At 36.4% G+C, this 18,863-nt stretch carries 16 protein-coding genes; 4 read left to right on the top strand and 12 right to left on the bottom strand.

The genetic code is table 11. The features are described from left to right. Positions 1–31: 31 nt before the first annotated feature. A complete protein-coding gene (locus tag PQ578_RS19785; protein ID WP_273836300.1) occupies positions 32–1,720 on the top strand; it encodes a ribulokinase in 1,689 nt (562 codons plus the stop codon). Between the two features lie 384 nt (positions 1,721–2,104). Next, positions 2,105–3,061, top strand: coding sequence for a hypothetical protein (locus PQ578_RS19780; protein ID WP_273836299.1), 957 nt, complete (start codon positions 2,105–2,107; stop codon positions 3,059–3,061). Between the two features lie 257 nt (positions 3,062–3,318). Here the strand turns inward: PQ578_RS19780 and xerS are convergent, their stop codons facing one another. The 10 genes from xerS to PQ578_RS19730 form a co-directional block, all read right to left on the bottom strand. Further along, on the bottom strand, positions 3,319–4,440 hold the full coding sequence (gene xerS, locus PQ578_RS19775) for a tyrosine recombinase XerS (protein WP_273836297.1): 1,122 nt from the start codon (positions 4,438–4,440) through the stop codon (positions 3,319–3,321). A gap of 81 nt (positions 4,441–4,521) precedes the next feature. After that, complete coding sequence (gene hepT, locus PQ578_RS19770; RefSeq protein ID WP_273836296.1) at positions 4,522–4,926, bottom strand: type VII toxin-antitoxin system HepT family RNase toxin; 405 nt, start codon at positions 4,924–4,926, stop codon at positions 4,522–4,524. Beyond that, positions 4,916–5,332 carry a type VII toxin-antitoxin system MntA family adenylyltransferase antitoxin gene (gene mntA / locus PQ578_RS19765; RefSeq protein ID WP_420541601.1) on the bottom strand — a complete coding sequence of 139 codons (417 nt, stop codon included), beginning with the start codon at positions 5,330–5,332 and terminating at the stop codon, positions 4,916–4,918. Before mntA ends, hepT begins: the two co-directional genes overlap by 11 nt. A gap of 92 nt (positions 5,333–5,424) precedes the next feature. After that, positions 5,425–6,357, bottom strand: coding sequence for a PIN domain-containing protein (locus tag PQ578_RS19760; RefSeq protein ID WP_273836293.1), 933 nt, complete (start codon positions 6,355–6,357; stop codon positions 5,425–5,427). Between the two features lie 340 nt (positions 6,358–6,697). Then, positions 6,698–7,186, bottom strand: coding sequence for a Pycsar system effector family protein (locus PQ578_RS19755; RefSeq protein ID WP_273836291.1), 489 nt, complete (start codon positions 7,184–7,186; stop codon positions 6,698–6,700). After that, positions 7,179–8,471, bottom strand: coding sequence for a nucleotide-binding domain-containing protein (locus PQ578_RS19750; protein WP_273836289.1), 1,293 nt, complete (start codon positions 8,469–8,471; stop codon positions 7,179–7,181). The genes PQ578_RS19755 and PQ578_RS19750 overlap by 8 nt, the downstream gene beginning before the upstream one ends. A 250-nt stretch (positions 8,472–8,721) precedes the next feature. After that, on the bottom strand, positions 8,722–11,877 hold the full coding sequence (locus PQ578_RS19745; RefSeq protein ID WP_273836287.1) for a type I restriction endonuclease subunit R: 3,156 nt from the start codon (positions 11,875–11,877) through the stop codon (positions 8,722–8,724). A gap of 23 nt (positions 11,878–11,900) precedes the next feature. Next, on the bottom strand, positions 11,901–13,025 hold the full coding sequence (locus PQ578_RS19740; RefSeq protein WP_273836285.1) for a restriction endonuclease subunit S: 1,125 nt from the start codon (positions 13,023–13,025) through the stop codon (positions 11,901–11,903). Next, on the bottom strand, positions 13,015–14,607 hold the full coding sequence (locus PQ578_RS19735) for a type I restriction-modification system subunit M (protein WP_273836284.1): 1,593 nt from the start codon (positions 14,605–14,607) through the stop codon (positions 13,015–13,017). Before PQ578_RS19735 ends, PQ578_RS19740 begins: the two co-directional genes overlap by 11 nt. Before the next feature lie 28 nt (positions 14,608–14,635). Continuing rightward, positions 14,636–15,202 (bottom strand): restriction endonuclease subunit S, encoded by a 567-nt coding sequence (locus tag PQ578_RS19730; RefSeq protein WP_273836282.1) that lies wholly within the window; start codon positions 15,200–15,202, stop codon positions 14,636–14,638. A 515-nt stretch (positions 15,203–15,717) separates the two neighbouring features. Between PQ578_RS19730 and PQ578_RS19725 the strand changes: the two genes are divergently transcribed. Continuing rightward, positions 15,718–15,972: a hypothetical protein gene (locus PQ578_RS19725; RefSeq protein WP_273836280.1), complete on the top strand. Its 255-nt coding sequence runs from the start codon at positions 15,718–15,720 to the stop codon at positions 15,970–15,972. Between the two features lie 582 nt (positions 15,973–16,554). Beyond that, on the top strand, positions 16,555–17,286 hold the full coding sequence (locus PQ578_RS19720) for a hypothetical protein (RefSeq protein ID WP_273836279.1): 732 nt from the start codon (positions 16,555–16,557) through the stop codon (positions 17,284–17,286). Between the two features lie 78 nt (positions 17,287–17,364). Here PQ578_RS19720 and PQ578_RS19715 read toward each other — a convergent pair whose 3' ends face one another. Both PQ578_RS19715 and PQ578_RS19710 read right to left on the bottom strand, forming a co-directional pair. Then, entirely contained in the window at positions 17,365–18,051 is a 687-nt protein-coding gene (locus tag PQ578_RS19715; RefSeq protein ID WP_273836276.1) for a hypothetical protein, read from the bottom strand. 75 nt (positions 18,052–18,126) lie between these two features. Continuing rightward, on the bottom strand, positions 18,127–18,693 hold the full coding sequence (locus PQ578_RS19710) for a recombinase family protein (protein WP_273836274.1): 567 nt from the start codon (positions 18,691–18,693) through the stop codon (positions 18,127–18,129). Positions 18,694–18,863 lie beyond the last annotated feature (170 nt).

The raw sequence follows: 18,863 nt of genomic DNA, 5'->3' as shown, positions 1-18,863 counted from the left end.
CATGTAGAACTTATGAGAAGGAGGTTATTCTTTGAATCGAAAGTATACGATCGGTGTGGACTATGGAACCGAATCAGGTAGAGTACTACTCGTCGATGTAACAGATGGGCAAGAAGTTGCCACTCATGTTACCTCCTATGCACATGGAGTAATAGATGAGGCATTACCAAATGGTAAGTTGCTAGAAAATGATTGGGCATTACAGCACCCAAAAGACTATTTAGAAGTTCTATACCGATCTGTTCCAGAAGTAATACGTTTGTCAGGAATCTCTCCAGAAGATGTTATTGGGATTGGTATCGATTTTACTTCATCGACTATCATGCCTTTAGATGATAACGGAGAACCTTTATGCTTCAATTCAAAGTGGGATGACAACCCGCATAGCTGGGTGAAATTATGGAAACATCATGCTGCGCAGAAAGAAGCCGATGATATTACTCAACTAGCGAAAGAACGGGGAGAGCCTTTTCTTCAACGGTATGGAGGAAAGATCTCGTCAGAATGGATGTTTCCTAAAATTCTACAAATCTTAAGAGAAGATCCAGCACTATTCAATGAAACGAACCTATTTATGGAGGCTTGTGATTGGGTTACCTATCGTTTAACGAATAACCTCGTTCGTAGTAGTAATACTTCAGGTTATAAAGCGTTTTGGAATAAAAAAGAAGGTTATCCGAATGTAGAATTCTTTAAGGCGGTGGACCCTAGGCTTGAGAAAATCTTAGATACTAAAATGTCAGGTCCTGTCCGTTCCATCGGTAAAAAAGCTGGAGAATTAACAGAGGAAATGGCGATTAAGATTGGTTTATCACCAGGGACAGCTGTATCGATTGGAATCATAGATGCTCATGCGAGTGTTCCTTCTGTAGGTGCTGTGAGTCCTGGACAAATGGTCATGGCGCTAGGAACCTCTACTTGCCATATGCTTTTATCTGAGGAAGAAGAGCCTATCGAAGGTGTTTGTGGTATCGTGGAAGACGGAATTGTTCCCGGTTACTATAGTTATGAAACGGGTCAAGTCGCTGTCGGAGATTCTTTCGCATGGTTTATTGAAAATGCATTACCTGCGTATATCACTGAACAATCTGTAGAGAAGGACATGAACGTTCATCGCCTCTTAGAGGATAAGGCAGCACAGTATAAGCCAGGTCAAACGGGACTAGTAGCCCTTGATTGGTGGAACGGAAATCGCTCTGTTTTAGTAGATGCAAATTTGACCGGGCTCATAGTAGGCCTTTCATTATCTACAAAACCTGAAGAAATTTATAGGGCATTGCTTGAGTCAACTGCATTTGGCACTAGAAGGGTCATCGAAAACTTTACAGAGTCTGATATCGAAGTAAAAGAAATATTCGCATGTGGTGGTCTCCCCCAGAAAAACAAATTATTGATGCAGATTTATGCCGATATCACCAACTGTGAGATAAAAATCGCTGGTTCAGAACAAGCAACGGCACTCGGTGCTGCAATGTATGCTGCTGTTGCAGCAGGTCAAGACCGTGGTGGGTACGATACCATTTTCGATGCTTCAGAAAAGATGGCAAAGGTAAAGGAAGAGACCTATACTCCGATTCAGGAAAACGTTCAGATCTATAATGAGCTCTATAAACACTATTTGGTTCTGCATGATTACTTCGGAGAGAAGAACAACTCGATTATGCATGATTTAAAAAGGATGAAGAACAAGAAATCGGATATAGCCATCCCTACTACGTGAGGTGAATTGTATACCTCATAGTCCGATCGCTTAGAATCATACAATTTCATCTGGAAAATCAACAATCATGTTATATAATAAATAACTGTTTCAGCCCCTGAATTGATTTCAGGGGCTTTTCTAAACTTACAAACAGTACCAAAAGTGTCTTCCAGTACTCGTAAACATTAGACGTATAGAGGTCCTTTGATACCTATGATGAAAATTGTTAGTCAGTAGTGTGTGAACATCTCACAATAGAACACGTTAGATTTAATCTTAACCCTTGTCCTATCTAAAAAAAGTATTGACGGGCTTAAAGTAAATGCTTATTCTGTTGGGAGTTAAAGGAAGATTTAATTGAATTTTCCCTGACTCATAGACTTCTTGGAAGGTGGAAAATTAGTGGCTAATGAGCAGTATGTTATTGTTGGAATACTCGTAGGGAAAGGTAAGAAGAGTGACTTTGGTTACTCTGTCCATCCATATGAAAAAGAAGAAAAGAATGTCGGTCTACTTATTGAAACAAAATCATGGAAGCTCCTTAACAGGGTGATTACTGGGAATTATGGGTCTTTAGTAATTGAAGCTGAAAACTTCAAGACTGCAGTTAAAGTATTTGAATCTATAAAGTTTATGTTAGGGCTGATTACACATTATTTTGGTGAAGACCTGACCGTTTTAAGGCTCAGAGGCAATGGAGAAGATATGCATGCAAAAATATTTGATTTACATCATTTTGGTAATGAGTTAGATAAAGACAGACTAACAAGCGGTATCGTTTTGGGAAATGATTTTTTCAAAGAGCAAGAGAACCTCATCACTCTGATTTCGAGCGATAAAAGATTGAGGACTGCCTTAGCTTGCTTCTATCAAGCTCAAGAGGTGTTTTATACTAACCTTGTGGGGTCATACATTGCTAGTCATGGACGTGTTGACTTGCATTGGTACGAAACGGACGAGTATAGCTATCTAAATCTGCTTCACAATGAAAAGATTTGTTCTTCTTTGACAACTGCATACAGGGGCATTGAAGCAATAATGGATGTGAACTTTCGAATGAGACTGTTTATGAATGATGAATTTAAATCAGTTATTGATAACTGCATTGATGGAGTCACATGGAATACAAAGTATTTGAAGGCTTTTGATATGGTAAGGTATGAACAGGACTTGAGCAAGAAAAGATACTCAAAGGTTTCTACAATGGTAAAGAGACTCCTTATCGCCAGAAACCGAGCAGGACATGGAAAAGTTTATACTGACCAAAAGAAAAACAATCAAATCACCATTGAGCGGACTCATGAGAGTAAGAGATTTCTTGAGTTTTTGATTATTAAATATATCGACAGCAAGGTCTAAATAGAGAGCCTTTAATCAAAAATAAATTAGCAGGATAGTCTTGAAGTCACTTCGCCTATTAACGGAAATGAACCTCAGTAAGAAGGAGAGAAATCCCATCCTTCTTTTTATGCTAGAAGTTTGTTATAGGAATGCGACAAACTTAAGAAATGTCACAGAGAATGAACCAGATAATTACCATAAATGGAGAAGTAATCATGAGAGAATGGAACCCGTGACTCGTTGAGATATCTATTTTTCATTCTACATATTCAAACTTAATCCTTATCAGGTCGTGCTCTATTTCTTCTGGCACCTAGCGCCTCGGCTGCACGCTTAGCTTTTTCTTGGGTAGAGTGTACATATAAAACAGAAGTGGAAGTAGAGGAGTGACCGAGCTGTTCCATGACTAGTGATAAGTCCTTACTCTCACCCATCAAGTTCGTCGCATACGTATGACGAAGTTTATGGGGAGACATCTCTTTTCGATAAGATTTCGTGTACTTTTTCACCAGGTCCTGAATCGTACGAACCGAAAGGGGAGTCGCTTGCTTCTTGTATTTAGAAAGAAACAAGTATTCGTGCTCAGCATCCGTTCCACCGTAGCGCTCACTCCGAACGCCCAGATAGCTTTCTATATCCTCAAACACTTCTGGAATCACGTGGACACTGTCCAGCTTGTTTCCTTTTCGTATGACCGAAATACTGCTGTTTTGGACATGAAGGTCTCTCAATCGGATGTCCGCGAGTTCGTTCAATCGAATCCCACTTCCTAAAAAGAGAGACAGTATCGCAAAGTCACGTTCTTTATCCCTCAAGAAGTAAGGGCGCTGCCGAGCACTTAACGAACGTTCATGCTCGTATAGTAGATAATCTAAAAATGCGACGTCATCGTCTTCTTGAAAGATAGAATCAGCCAATTTTCTGCTACGTTCGTTCAACGTTTCTTTCGGTTTGATCACGGAGATTTTCTGCATCACGTTACGATGAAAGAGGGGTTCACCGTCAGCCTGTTCCGTCTGCGTAGTTAGATACTTAAAAAGCGACCGTAACGCCGACTTCTTCCGATTAACAGATGCTTTTTCTCTTTTTTTCGATTCAGAGCGAGAGATTTGAATCTCCTCGTTCGAAACCTGATTAAAGTAGGCACGAGCTGCATCTAGAGGAAGCGTCGCCAGTACCTCGTGTGAGATGTCTTTCATCGGTCCTTCCCCAGCAAACCCCTGAGACTGAAGCCATCCCAAAAAGCTTTTGATATCGATCACATAGTTCAGAATCGTCGAGGCTGATCGTTCGTTTTCTTCTAACGCGAGTATATAATCACGAACATACTCGGGAAGAGAAGGGAGGAGAGCCTCATATTTGCGTTGGTGATTCAATTGTTGTCTAGAAGTGGCCATATATGATATCCCCCTGAGTATGGATTACTACGTCCGAAATAGCATTTCAAGCAAAGGTATTACAATATCGATCGCAAGAAACTAATAAGATAAGATCGTTTTCGTATAATCGACAAAATCGACGAGGTGACCCTCGAGGATTTTCTGTAGTATCGCGAGGTTCACTTCTTGGTAATCATGAACGGCGATGTTCCGGAATCCTACCATCGCTTTCATCTTATGACTGAGAGGGGAGGAGATGATCTCTTCCTTTTCGAGAAAAGTAAAGGCATCGCGACTATTTTGAGGTAGCCCCAGCTTCTTCTCAGCTACAATATGCATCGCTAGGTCAATGCTCGCTTCACATGCCCTCTGAAGATTGAGGATGATAGAATCTTGTTTGGTGAAATTATTTAGATGAGCTGGGTTATCATCGTATTCTTCTCGTATCCGATGGACGTAGCGTTCGATGATACTGATTTTATTTAAGATAACGTCATTCTTCATTGAATACCGTCCCACTTTCCTCAATGTCATCGATGATCAATTTTCGTTCTTCCCCTAATTTAGCGTACATCTTTAAGACCTTCATTTCGTAATTCATCCGTGTTTGTTCATCGGTAGAATATATAGTTTTACCAGTAGCTACAATTTGCCCCTGGAAGACAGTGGAGGCCTTTCGCAAATCAACAAGATCCACATCTTGATTTATCTTAGAGGCGATTTGCTGAGCTAACATAAATACCTCATATTCATCTAAAGTGACTGATGAAAGGAAGGCAATATCAAGATCGCTTTTTGCATGAGACGTACCTTTAGCTGTAGATCCGAACAGGTAAATTAACTGAGGTGAAACAGCAGTATTCAATATGTTCACGACTTCCGTAAGCATCTTATTTTCCAAAAGATTCACCCCCATTAATTAGTTATCCATATCATAGCAAACCTTTTTCTTGTTTTCTAATAACTGTTCGTATAATAAAACTTTCACGCAAAGTTTTATTATTAATTATCAACGACAAAATCACCAGTATCCCAAGTGTGGCCACATTCACAAATTAGCAAATAAGTCTGGAATTGCGCCGGCTTCCGATAATCAATTTTAGAATCCGCATTAATATGAACATCTTTCTTACATACAGGACAAGAAACAAAATAATTATCTGTTAAATAATTAGTAGAGATACCACTGAAGAATGCATGATAAAACTTGTCCTCTGGATTAAAATCTAACAGCGCACGATTAACATCGTTAAAGAACTTCATGTTAACCTCATCAGCATAAGGTTTTAGATTTTCATGAATTGCAGCAGGATTATCCGCCTTACTAAAGTCTTTTTTATTTTCTGTTACAAAATAAATATTGTCATATTCATTATTCTGTCTGAAATAATCATAAACAGTAAAGAAGATTGCCGCATCTGCTGCTTCATTTTTGACTTTATTACCACCATTTTTAACCTCGCCTGAAAAAAATGGCGCTGACTTATTTATCGCAAAATTAACCACTAGAGAATCTGAACTAGAAGTTCGATCAAGTACAATTGTTCTATCATTTTTTAAGAATTGATCAAGTTTTTCTGCTCTTTTTCCATAAAGATATTTATATTTTCTTATTTCCATTTTTTTAATAGTATTAAGTGTTGAGATTATTTCTTTTTTATCTTCTTCGTTTTCTATGTAACTCACAATGTTTTCATGTTCAGAAATTGAATGAGTTATCTCATCTAAAAATCTTTCGTAATTACGCTCTTTATGCCTATTCCATTCTTTAATTATTTGAGATGTAACTACGAGATCAGCTTGCAAAAATAAGATGTTGCTTAAAAAGCGATTAAAAACTTCATCTGCATGCTTGTTAGGTTGAAATAAATACAATAATACATTTGTATCTATGACCAAAGCATTATGTTGATCATTATTGTATGGGTTAGGCAAAACATTCAACTCCTAAATTAGTTTGTGTATATTGTACCATATTGTTCGTAAAATTGATATTATACACGAAGTTAAGAACTCTCCAATCACTAATAGCAAAGTCCACCTCTCCCCTAACATAAGAATATATTGAGAGAGTGATAAAAGAGTTCTATAATAATGAACGAATATTGGCTGAAACAAAAATCCCAAATACATATTGAGTAGATAATTTTATAGCAGAAGAAAGCGAGGAAGTAATTGGTGCTTATAGAAGGAGAATCAGCCTTACTCCTCGCTTTTGACTAAAAAATTTTTATTGGTAATTAGAAACTCGATTTGGCTCTAAAAGATATTTACTTTAACCACCAAACACCCAAAATACTCCTGCTATTATTAACCCAAAGTATCCCAATCCCGAAAACCAAAAACCTCTTCTAAGCACATTATATTTCATCGTAGCAGTTTTAGATAAAAAGTAGTTCTGTTCAATTACTTTTTCTAGTAAGTCTTCTTCCGTAATATGTTTTACTTCTGTCAAATATTCCTCCTTATCCATAGCACTTACATTTTCCCAAAATATTAGTCCCTTTAAATTTTTTGCTGAAGTTCGTGGATACACAACCAATACCGCAAAAAATATAGCAATCAACAATAATGTACATGATATTAAAGTAAAGAAATATTTTGTCGCAACCAAGTTGTTGGTAAGATAGTCAAAAAGAATTCTAATAATTAACCCATTAATTGTAATAATTGCAAGTGCTTTTGCATCTGCAAATTTAATATAATCATTTAAGTATGAGTTATGATGCTTAGCGAAATCTACTTTTATCATTCTTTCACCCACTTTCCGAAACACCTATCCTTCTAAAGTCTCTTAATTCATCGTTAATAAATATACTAAACTTGTCTTTGGCAATTAAGTTACCGTTATGATTATATATATAACACTCCATAAAATGCAGCCCAGTATATGCTGTTGATTGCTCACAAACATGCATACCTTCAGATTTTTCCATAAAATATTCAAGATCCTTTTCGGACTGTTCTGCTTCAGTTCCATAGTTAACTACTTTCCATTTTATATTCCCTATTGACATTGGCACATAAGTATGTAATTCAAATCTTATTTGCATTTCTTTCTCCAATGAGTAACTGTTTTGAAAATACCTTTTATAATGCTCATCTTCTTCTTTTTTTACACTACAGATTAACTCGAAGTCAGTCGGAGAATTATAATTTCGGGTTTCACTATTTAAATTTGGCAGCGATGAAAATGAGTTAAGATACTTTTCCCAATTAAAAACCCTCATTTGATAATATGTATATGAATTTTTATCTTCTAAGACGTATTTATCTTCTATTTTTTCACCATTTTCAGTACGAGTTTTTATCTCAAAGAAACTATCTGATAAATCAAGATATTTATAAATGTTTTCACCGATCATGATCTTATTTCTTGGTGATTGACTTTGTAATTTTGCTGCTAAATCTGTATGAATACTAGTTGATGTCACTTCTGTAACATTACCTATTCCATATTCTGACCACAAAACGTCGCCATCATCACCGATATCAATCCCAATTCTAATCCTTAAAGGGGGTAGATTATTTTCCTCGAATAATTTGCTCAATGTATGCTTATTATAGGATTGCATTAATGAAGCGGCGTTTAATGCATTTAATATTGCATTACTTTTTTTCATATCCTTATGTCCAAAATAAGCAAACACGGCATCTCCTTGCAAACGATGTATATGACCATCAAATGCTTGAAATAGTTCAATAGCTGTAGATAGAATAGCATTTTTGTATAATCTTACCTTAGATAATGGAAATTTCAATCCTAATTTTGTTGAACCAGATATATCCAAAAACAAGGAGCAAATATATTGATGAATTGGTAGTATCGATGTATCTGTAAAATCTGGGTGGGTACCAATAGAATGGGAAAATATACTATTTTCTTTTCCAAATAGATTTCTTAATTCCTGGATAGGTGGCCGTACATGCTCAATATCATGACTTTTTGCTAATTTCTCAAACACAGAAAACTGTTGTGATTCATAAATTACTTCTGTTGGAATCTTAGAAGCAAATAATCTATCAAAAATATCATTTAATTGGCTCATATATATCCCCCTTCAATGTCTACAATAATATGATTATACCATTTATTTCTAATTCAAAAGAAAGGATGAGAAATAGTTTTAATTATGCTTTTCTTATCAAAAAAAACTTATTTACCACTCAATCGGGATAAATTCTTGGTGAAATGGATTTTATACACGGAATTAATAAGGGAAAGAATAACCCCAATATTTCGGCTAAAGTAAAGTCCAACTACCTTCGCAGTTGGACCTTTAACTTAAATAAAACTATTTATCTCAGTTCGTCTTTTAAAGGAACAATAACGTCATCTAACAATTTTCTCCACTGACGTTTCATTTCCGGTCCGTATTTTAATGGTTTTGCATCTGGATGTACGGCTTTATACTTATCAAATTGCTTGCTATTGATGATCCCACCAATATTCGGAATCGGATCTGTGCCGATCTCATATTGAACAGCAGATGAGTACAGCTCATTTTCTTCCACAAACCAGGTGTTCGTAAAGTCTTCAATCGCTTTATTATAGGCTTGGGTGAAGAAGCGCCTTTTCACTGCAAAAATATCTTCTTGTATATCTATTTCTTCGGTATCAATGCCATTTAAAATGGTGTTGTACACCTCTTTAACAATGTCTGATTTCTTCAATTTTTGAAGAGCTTTTTCAATCTCGTCACGAATTCCCTGATTATTTGCTGAATACGTTTCTAATAGACGGTCAATATAGGTAGAGTCTATGTCATAGATTTTAATGGCATTTTCTCCATAAAACTCAATGCCAGAAAAATCAGGGTTTGTGCCATCCTCACCTTCGTCCACGAGTGAACCCTTCACCGTGTTGTAGACCCCGATATAATCTTCCAGGGTCTTCACCTGTTCTTGTAGGGCCTTTGATTTTTCCATTTCCTCATTATAATCATCATAGGTCACTAACGCTTCGAAAGCATTATTCAGCTCTTGAAAGGCTTTTACAAATTCGATTCGTTTTTCAAGAGATGAGTGTTCATCAATGTCTGTAGGGATTGGCGCTAAAGTTTGCAATGTTTTGTGGGCCTTTTTAAAACGCTTTTTTGATTCGTTATACGTCGGATAAACCAGCTTGGATTCATCATTTTCATTCGAATATAACTTCGTCGCATCCTCCACGTTTCGTTCCATTATTGAAGGTTTTCGGAATGTGACAATCAATCCCTTCGATTTACCAGGGTAGGTTCGATTCGTACGAGAAAAGGCTTGAATCAAATTGGCATAGCTTAAGTTACGATCGACAAATAACGTTTGGATGGTAGGGGCGTCAAAACCAGTCAACAATCGATCCACCACAATTACAAGATCGATGTGCTTACCAAATTCTTTGAATTCTGCTTTTTTACGAGCAAGGCGATTATTAATATCACCATTGTATCGTTCAATATCTTCAATCGACCAGGCCGTACGATAATGGTGATTGTAATCTTTGATCATTTCTTTCATTTCATCTTGCGCCTCTTTGGAACTTTCATTGTTTTCCTGTAACGAATAGGTGATCGCAATTCGAGGGAAACCAGGGTCTTCAATAGTACGACCTTTACGAATGGGATGACCCGCAAATTCATTTTTTATCCAATCAGGATCTTTTGTCATTTCTTTGATCGCATGATAGTATCGCTTAGCCATATCGATGGAACTCGTTGTTAAAATGGCTGACTTTTGTGGACGACCATTTTCAAAATCAAATTTCGTGTAAGCGTTATCTGGTCTGAAGATCTTATGTATGACCTTCTGAATATGCTCATCATCTTCAAACGAGGCGTTTGGAATATATGCTTCTTTCTCTAGCCCATCCATCTCATCAATCATTGCGTTAAGATCATCATCCGTGCAGTCTGCATATTTTTCATTCTGACGCAGCTGACCAAAAATAGAATTGTATAAGGAAGTGGATTCAATTGTATCTTCGTGTTCGACTTGGAATCCTAAAACCGAACCATCCTCTAATGCATTTTTAATAGTATACGTATGGAGGATTTCACCATATTGGTCACGAGTGGTCCGAGCTAACTGACCCTTCGCTTGTTTTTTATTCTCATTGAATATTGGAGTCCCTGTGAATCCAAACCAGGTTGAGTTCGGAAAAAAGCCCTTGATGGCTTCCAATCCTTCTGCGCTTAACGCCCGGTGACATTCATCGACCACAAATACAATATGTTGTCCGATCAATTTCTTAAAACGTTGTGAACCGTTCTTTTCCTCTTGGTTTTGGGCAAATCGCAAAGCTGCTTCTAGTTTCTGGCGAGTCGTAATAATCACCGTATTGGAATTGCTTTCAGATAAAAGCTTCTCACTTAATACTCTCGAACTCTCCGTACCAACAATTAAGCTATTCGACTGGGCAGTACCGGAAGAAATACCAGTATTAAACTCGGAGGCGAACTTGGTGAACTCAGTTGTCGTTTGATTGTCCAAGTCTTTCCGGTCAATAATCATAATGGTGCGATCTACACCCGGTTTACGAGCTAGTAACTTCGTAGAAACAAAGCTTGTTAACGTTTTCCCCGAACCTGTAGCATGCCATACGAATCCAGACTCGTGTTTCATCGCTGATGTAAATAACGCTTCAATTGCATGGATTTGATACGGATGCAATACCATTAACGCTTTATTGTCCTGATCTTCACTTACAATTGTATAGTTGGCAATTAATCGATGCGCATCCGGGATATTTAAGACTTGTTTGACGAATTCATAAAGGTTTTCTACTTTTCGATTAGCAGTCGTTCGCCAGCTAAAAACAAATTTCTTATGCATGTCTTTTGGAATCGCATTGGCAAAATAGCGCGTCGTCTGTTCATTGGAAATAACAAAGAGCTGCAGCGTAGAAAAGATGTTATTTCGAAACGTTCCTTCCTCTGCGTATTTCTTGATTTGATTGTAGGCTTGAAAGACGCCATCTTTAGCACTGACTTGTTTTAACTCAATTTGAACAATTGGTAATCCATTGATTAAGAGTGTCACATCAAATCGGCGATCTCGGCCATCCACGTTTATCTTTTGTTTTGCAATCTGATGAACAACCTCGTATGTAGAAATTCCACCACCAATGTCCTGATTAGAATACAATACCAATGACATGGAACCTAGGGAAACATCTTCACGTTCAATCGTGATTCGAGCAATTCCATTCTCACCCTTCAGCCATCTAGCAGCGTCAAAGGGTGTCTGTGTTTTCGATAGTAATTCGGTTTTTATCGCATCAAATTCTTTATCAGAAATGGGGTGTTCTCGAATTTCTGATAAGTTATTTCGAGTAATGATTTTGCGTAAGTTCTTCCAAAGGTCTTCTTCTGATTTTATGTCCGGACGATAATTCCACTGATTATGCCCTTCTCCGAGCACTTCAATCAATCGACGTTCTACTGCCAGTTCATCATTGTGGGCAATCTTAGTCATGTTTCTCCCTCCTTTCTATACGATTACACAAACATCTTTTGCAGAAATGCTTGTTTTGTTTGTTTAAGGTTATTTAATTCTTGCTGATGAAAAGTGATTAAGTTATCAAGAGTAGATAAGAACTCAGAAATACGATTTTGTTCATCAATTGACCTCGGAAGGGAAATCACAATGTCACTCATCACATTATTCATGAGTTTCGGATTTCCAACTTTTGATACATATTTCCAAGCAACAATGTTCAAAGCTTCTGCAACTGATTTATTTGCATATCCTTCTGCAGACAATAAAACCCCATTTACATTCGTACTATAAAATTTTCCTTCACGATAATTTACAGTACCAGCGTTTGCACCGTCAGTTGTCCATGTTATTGCCGTGTCGAACAAAAAATCATTGTAGTATCCCATTAATCCGTTATTTTTCGTTTGAGACGAATAAACTGGATATGGACTTTCATCTGTTTTAGTATCACTTGTCTTTGTCGCTGACAATACCTGCCCACGCGTAACTTTGAAGAGTTCACCAATCCTCTGCTGTTCCCAATCTCCAGTAAATCCTGGAAAACGAAATTCCGGTACGGACTCTCCTTCTTTTGGAAACATCTTCTGCAAAAATCCTTGTTTTGTTTGTTTGAGAGTGGCTAGTTCTTGCTCTTGAAGAACGATGGTATCATCGATTTTTTTGAAGAATACGCTGATTTGAGCTTGTTCTTCAAAAATCGGGATAAAAGGAGTTAGTTTTAGAAGTCTATTAACTGCCAATCCCGGCTGTGCAGATTGACCTGAGTATTGGCCAAGATTCATCTTGCCTAAGAGATAAAATAAAAACCTGGTATCATTGTTTTTGTTACCTTTTACGGCAATAGCATGTTCCGTAAAGTAAGCCTTTCCATAAAAGATATTCATGTTTCCGCATAGTGCACCTTGCCTTCCAATAAGTGCATATAACCCATCGTGATTATAAGTTTTGGTGTATCCACGTAATCCATTACCACCAAGCACAGGGTACTCACCTTCGTCCCAAATATTCTCCGCTTTAATACTCTTTCCACTTTTAAACTCATCACATAGTTCACTCAACTTACGCTCTTCCCAATCTCCAGCAAAACCCGGAAATCTAATCTCTGGTTTTTGATTATTTATCACGTTTGAACACCTCAAGTGCACCCTGTATCCATTCTGCGTTTTCTTCATCATATTGAAGTGAAGAAATCATGTCATATAGGTTCGATTCCAGTTCTGCTTTTTCTTTTCGAATGTCTTTGATCGTTGCACCAATCGTAGCCATATCCACAGCTTCTTCTTCCTCAAACGTATCTACATAGCGAGGGATATTTAAGTTAAATTCATTCTCTTTAATCTCTTCAAAACTCGCAACGTGAGCATATTTCTCCACATTTTCTCGATTTCTATATGTTTCTACAATTTTATCCAGATTTTCTTTAGATAGTTTGTTTTGGTTCTTTCCTTTGATAAACTCATTACTCGCATCGATAAAGAGGACATTACGCGTTTCACGATTCTTCTTCAGAATAATGACTGTTGTTGGAATGGATGTACCAAAGAATAAGTTTCCTGGCATTCCAATAACCGCATCGATACTGCCGTCTTCTATTAGCTTCTTTCGAATGACACCCTCTGCAGCTCCACGGAACAGTACCCCGTGCGGTAAGACGATTGCCATCGTTCCAGAATCTTTCAAATGATAGAATCCATGTAGAAGGAAGGCAAAGTCTGCTTTTGATTTCGGTGCTAACTTTCCATAACGATTGAATCGAGAATCATCTAAAAAAGTATTATCTGCTGACCATTTTGCAGAATACGGTGGGTTCATAAGAACAGAATCAAAGGTATAAGGCTCATCTGTTGGCCAGTCTTTGTTCAGTGTATCCCCATTACGCACACGCATATCTTCTTTATCCACACCATGCAAGATCAAGTTCATTTTTGCCAGGTTAAAGGTTGTGGTATTCAATTCTTGTCCGTGATATTTAACGCTGTCTGGGTAATTGATATAATTTCGAATATTTAACATTAAAGAACCTGATCCCATGGTAGGGTCAAATACGCTGAACAACTTTTTGTCTTCTTGGCCGATCGCAGCAATACGTGCCATCATATCCGACACTTCATGAGGGGTATAGAATTCTCCTGCTTTCTTCCCAGCTTCTGATGCAAATTGACCAATTAAGAACTCATATGCATCCCCTATAACGTCACCGCCATGACCCATTAAGTCAATATGATTTAGTTTTTTCAGAACTTCTGTAATAGTAATGTTTCGCTGCTGATTATCTGAACCAAGTTTCTTTGATTTCAAATCTACATCATCAAACAGTCCATTAAACTGGTCATATTTGGTTGCTAGATCCATAAATGCTTTATTCAAGTCATTTAATTGAAACGTATTTTCTTTCGCTTGATCGGTTAATACATTGAATAGGTGTTCTACCGCAATGTCATAGCCCAGTGTATCTACTAACGTTTCAATCAAATCATCTTTAATCTCTTCGTCTGCAAGTAATTCCTTATATAATTGAGTCTGTTTCTCTTGGGTATTGTATTCTTCAAGTGATTCATCAGCTATGACAACCACTTTTTCTAGTAACTTATCCGATAAATATTTGTAGAAAATCAATCCTAATAAATAGTTTTTGTATTCTGACGCATCCATTTTGCTTCGCAAGTTGTCTGCGGCACTAAATAATTTTTGGTTTAACGTTGCCATGTTTTGTTTCCCCACTTTTTTTGTTAGGTTAGTGATCTAGTTTTCTCAGTATTTCTAAATACAGCTGCTCTTCAAGTTTTGCTTGTTTCTTAGCCAACGCTTGCTGCTTTCTTAAAAAGAAATACGCTCTTCCAATGGTTTGTTGTTTCTCAAGAGTAGGTAATTTTATTTCCAACTCTTTTAATATGGACGGGGTCAATTTCGGTACAGTGCTTCCTTGCATCGAAATAGCCATTTGTTTTTTCATTGAGTACGATTCATTCAACGCATAACATAAATAGCTGCTATCCAATTCATCATGTTCAATAATGAGCTTCGCAAAGTTTTGGTTGATGATCTTCCCTTGGGTAAAATCACTCACTATCCCAGCTCTAGAACTTACAAAGCTGAAAACAACCTCTCCAGCATGGCTCAAATAGCCGTTTTCATGATTTGAATATCCACTATACTCATTAGCTTTTGAGTCTAGAAATGATCCATCTAAATCTTTGATTAAATCTTCATACGAATAAGCCACTACATTCAGGTTGTTTTTTTCGTTTCCTCTAGAAAGGTTTCTTCCTATTTTAACAGTCACCACATCTTCAAGTTTCATATCCCGCCCTCTTTTATGTATTTCTTAGGAATTACAAATATTAATCACAAACAAATCATAGCACTTTATATTTGATAGAGTCAATGCTTAGTTTGTAATTTTAAAGAATTACTCAAAAACAAACTTGCAAAATTTAAAATAACTTACTAACAAGTTACTGCTTATGCGACAATGTATTTGTTGGAAATTACATCGATATCTATGAAATGACGCAAGTCATGGAAGACAGCGTGACTGTTAAAATCTATTAGGAGAGTCGTATCGTGAAACCCAAAATTTAGAGGATGACGCCTTGAATATTAACACCGAATACGATGTAGCCTCTTATGTAAGGAAATAAGAGGCTAATAGTTTGTTATCTTCATTTATGTTCGATGTGTAATTTTTCAGATTTTATATAAATTATATAATCAATAGGATGGCTTTCATTTTTTCTTAGTAGTGGTACAAATCAATTACCGAAGAAAGATATTAGATTTGATAAGCTCCAGACAATAAAAAAGCGAGGTGCTCTAATGGCATTACAAGCTGAAACATTGGTGGAAGAATGGTTTAACAGAAATGCATACTTTTCAATGAGAGGTATCAAAGATAAGATTGACGAAATCGACATCCTTGCTGTGAAAAGCATCGGTCAGGGGAAATGGGAATGTATTCATTGCGAAGTTCAGGTTAGTATGAGACCCGTGACATACATTAGCAATTGGCCGTCGGAATTAATGAATGAGTTTAATATAAAAACGAAAACAAGGCATTCAGATGGACAGTAGAAATACATCTTTGTTCACGGAAATGTGAACGATACCAAAGAATTGGATTGAATTTCCTCCGAAAATTTAAAGGTAAACAGAACTTAATGTGTCAAGTTCATCAGCTGTGGATTTAGTAGAGATACTTAATTTTATGGATAATAAATCCTATAACGAAACCCTTACAGACCCTTCACTACAATGTTGAGAACTTAGCAAAGTAGATCAATGGCTTTTATGCGACGTGCAAGGAAAAAACAAAAGGAACATCTAACGATGCCTAAAGAAATAGACTATCTTTCTCGCAAAACTAAGATTATACACAAGTTGAATATCAAGGACCTAATAAATCTAACCTAACCTTGAGCTTTCGAACAAGATATTAGTGCCCCAACCCCTAAAAATGATGATGTTTCAAACCGTAAACATATAAATTTGCAGGCAGCTGATTGTATATTCTTTAGAACCAATAAGTAAATATCTTGAAATTTAGAGATAATGAAATTATACAAGAAGTAATCGTTTATTATTTCACCAATAAACTACAATAAAACTTACTACTATATTATTATAAAGGTAATGAATAGTAGGAGGTTTGAATAATTGATTAATGAGAATCCATTTGTAAGGTTACATAGTATTCTAAGCAAATCATCTACCAAGGTCCATCCAAATAAATCCTTAAGAAATTTATGGGCAGACACTTTTGACGTTAATTCTGATGACATAAATTTAATTTTAATTAAACATGTTGAGCTCTTTCGTTTATATGATGAGGCTAAGGACATCTTAGATAGTCATGAAAAGCTTGATACGGAAAGAAACCAAAACTATTTAAGGAAAGTATTAACTTTGCTAAAAGTCGCTAATTTTGAAGCGAAAAGTGAGTTATTCCAACGACACATTACTCAAGATACTCTAACTGCTCTTTACTATCTTGCAGAAAATGTATCCTTCATCTATTCAGTTGAAAACAGAGCTATTAATGTTGAAAATATTCAAGACTTACTTTCAGATATTAACACCCTACAAGATAATCTAATGAACTCCTCACTTCCAGAAGATATAACAAAGATAATCTATAGGAATTTATCTACTATTAAATATTCTTTAGATGAATATGAACTAACTGGGTTCAGGGGTGTTAGAGAAGCGCTTGAACGTTCAATAGGATCTATTGTAATCAATAAAGATTCACTCCTAGAAGTGAAAGATAGTGAAGAATTCACTGATTTCTTTAAAATAATAACTAGATTAAATACATTATATACTGGTGTAGATAACGTTAAAAAGCTAGGATCACCGTTATTGAAATTATTAGGGATGGGAGACTAAGGCTTCAAAATGTAATGATATTTAAAAAAATAGGCAATCCTTAAACCATTAAGGATTTGCCTATTTTAAAAGACACTTTTAGTATTTGTATCTTATTGTAAAAATAGGATCATATTGCATGGAATATTGAAGAATTTGCCTATCAATATTTGCTGTTTTATCATTATACTCAAGGACCGGTTGAGCACCGTTTGGATTAACTGCCTCCGGTTGTCCATATAGTGTTGCACCTTTTGGAAGAATAATTATGACTGACATATTAAATCTTCCTTGAGTCACATTAAAGTTGCTCTGAGGTGCAACGAACGATAATTCAAAGATTTCACCTTCATCGTTTTTTGTGGGAGTTATTTCTTGTTGCATAAAAAACTTTAATTCTTGCGTTCCGGAGTCAAGCTTAATTGTACTTACAGGGAATTTTTCTGCCTCTTCTTTTGCAAGATTCCATTCTTTTCTTATAGCTTCTACGCGTTTCTCCAAAAGAACTCGCTCTTCTTGAGGAAGTGAAGCCAAACGTTCGGGATCAACAGGTGACTGAAATTCTTGGCGGTTTTCTAACTCCTCAAGAGTACGAAGATACGCATGTTGAGGATTGTTCGTTATTGTAGGTAGTACCAAAGTAATTTCTTTAGGTTCTGGATTGGATAGACTTATAACGGTATCCATATTTACGAAATCTCCTACCTTGCCCCCCTTAATTCTTGATGTGTCGCTTACAGTGACAACAGTATCTTGCCTACTAATTGCTCTAGAAAATTCAGTCATTTAATACAACCTTCTCCCTATGAGTTTTTTCCTACAAAACTATATTACCAATATTTTTAAAATATTTCTATTATTTTACTTTTGTTTATTTGGAATTTTTAAATATCGATAAAAAGTAGCTCTACTAATTCCAGTTGCATCCAATATCTCCTGAATACTATATTCCTTACTGTCATACATTCGAAAGGCCATATCCAACTTTGATTGGTCTTTTTTGGGTCTTCCTCCCTTTCGACCTCTTGCTCTCGCTGCATCCAACCCTGACTTTGTTCGTTCTGAAATAATATCTCTTTCAAACTGTGCCAGTCCACTAAAGATGGTAAAAACGAGTTTCCCCATCGCAGTTGTTGTATCGATATTCTCATTAATAGAAACAAAGTTGATTTCCTTCTCCTGAAAGTTGTTGATCAGGTCAACCAAGTGTTTCGTGCTCCGACCGATTCGATCGAGTTTGTAAACAACAACAGTGTCCCCTTCTCTTAGATACTTCAGCATTTCAGTAAATGCGGGACGGTCCTTTTTCGTTCCCGTGATTTTCTCCGAGTAGATGTTCTTCTCTTCTACCCCGTATTTCTTTAAAGCATCGAATTGCATATGTAGATTTTGATCCTTCGTACTGACTCGAGCGTATCCAAATAACATAATGGTCTCCCCTTTTCGATTATTGATACTTCTATATTATCAAAAAGGTTGTTTGTAGTATATATTGAAACTTTGATTGTGAGATGGTTTTTGATACTAGTTTTAGAGGAGTTTTAATTCGTTGGAGGTGAGTTTCAGATTCGTTATCAAAAACGAACGTTTATTATAAC

The sequence above is a fragment of the Guptibacillus sedimenti genome, from assembly GCF_028610665.1.
Taxonomy (GTDB): Bacteria; Bacillota; Bacilli; order Bacillales; family Guptibacillaceae; genus Guptibacillus; species Guptibacillus sedimenti.
The sequence above is the reverse complement of the archived record's forward strand: the minus strand, read 5'-3'. Positions and strand labels throughout refer to the sequence as shown.

Bases quoted from the DNA above. Each gene is read 5' to 3' on its own strand.
- xerS (WP_273836297.1), bottom strand. From the start codon at position 4,440: ATGGCCACTTCTAGACAACAATTGAATCACCAACGCAAATATGAGGCT.
- hepT (WP_273836296.1), bottom strand. From the start codon at position 4,926: ATGAAGAATGACGTTATCTTAAATAAAATCAGTATCATCGAACGCTAC.
- PQ578_RS19750 (WP_273836289.1), bottom strand. From the start codon at position 8,471: ATGAGCCAATTAAATGATATTTTTGATAGATTATTTGCTTCTAAGATT.
- PQ578_RS19745 (WP_273836287.1), bottom strand. From the start codon at position 11,877: ATGACTAAGATTGCCCACAATGATGAACTGGCAGTAGAACGTCGATTG.
- PQ578_RS19735 (WP_273836284.1), bottom strand. From the start codon at position 14,607: ATGGCAACGTTAAACCAAAAATTATTTAGTGCCGCAGACAACTTGCGA.
- PQ578_RS19730 (WP_273836282.1), bottom strand. From the start codon at position 15,202: ATGAAACTTGAAGATGTGGTGACTGTTAAAATAGGAAGAAACCTTTCT.
- PQ578_RS19725 (WP_273836280.1), top strand. From the start codon at position 15,718: ATGGCATTACAAGCTGAAACATTGGTGGAAGAATGGTTTAACAGAAAT.
- PQ578_RS19715 (WP_273836276.1), bottom strand. From the start codon at position 18,051: ATGACTGAATTTTCTAGAGCAATTAGTAGGCAAGATACTGTTGTCACT.
- PQ578_RS19710 (WP_273836274.1), bottom strand. From the start codon at position 18,693: ATGTTATTTGGATACGCTCGAGTCAGTACGAAGGATCAAAATCTACAT.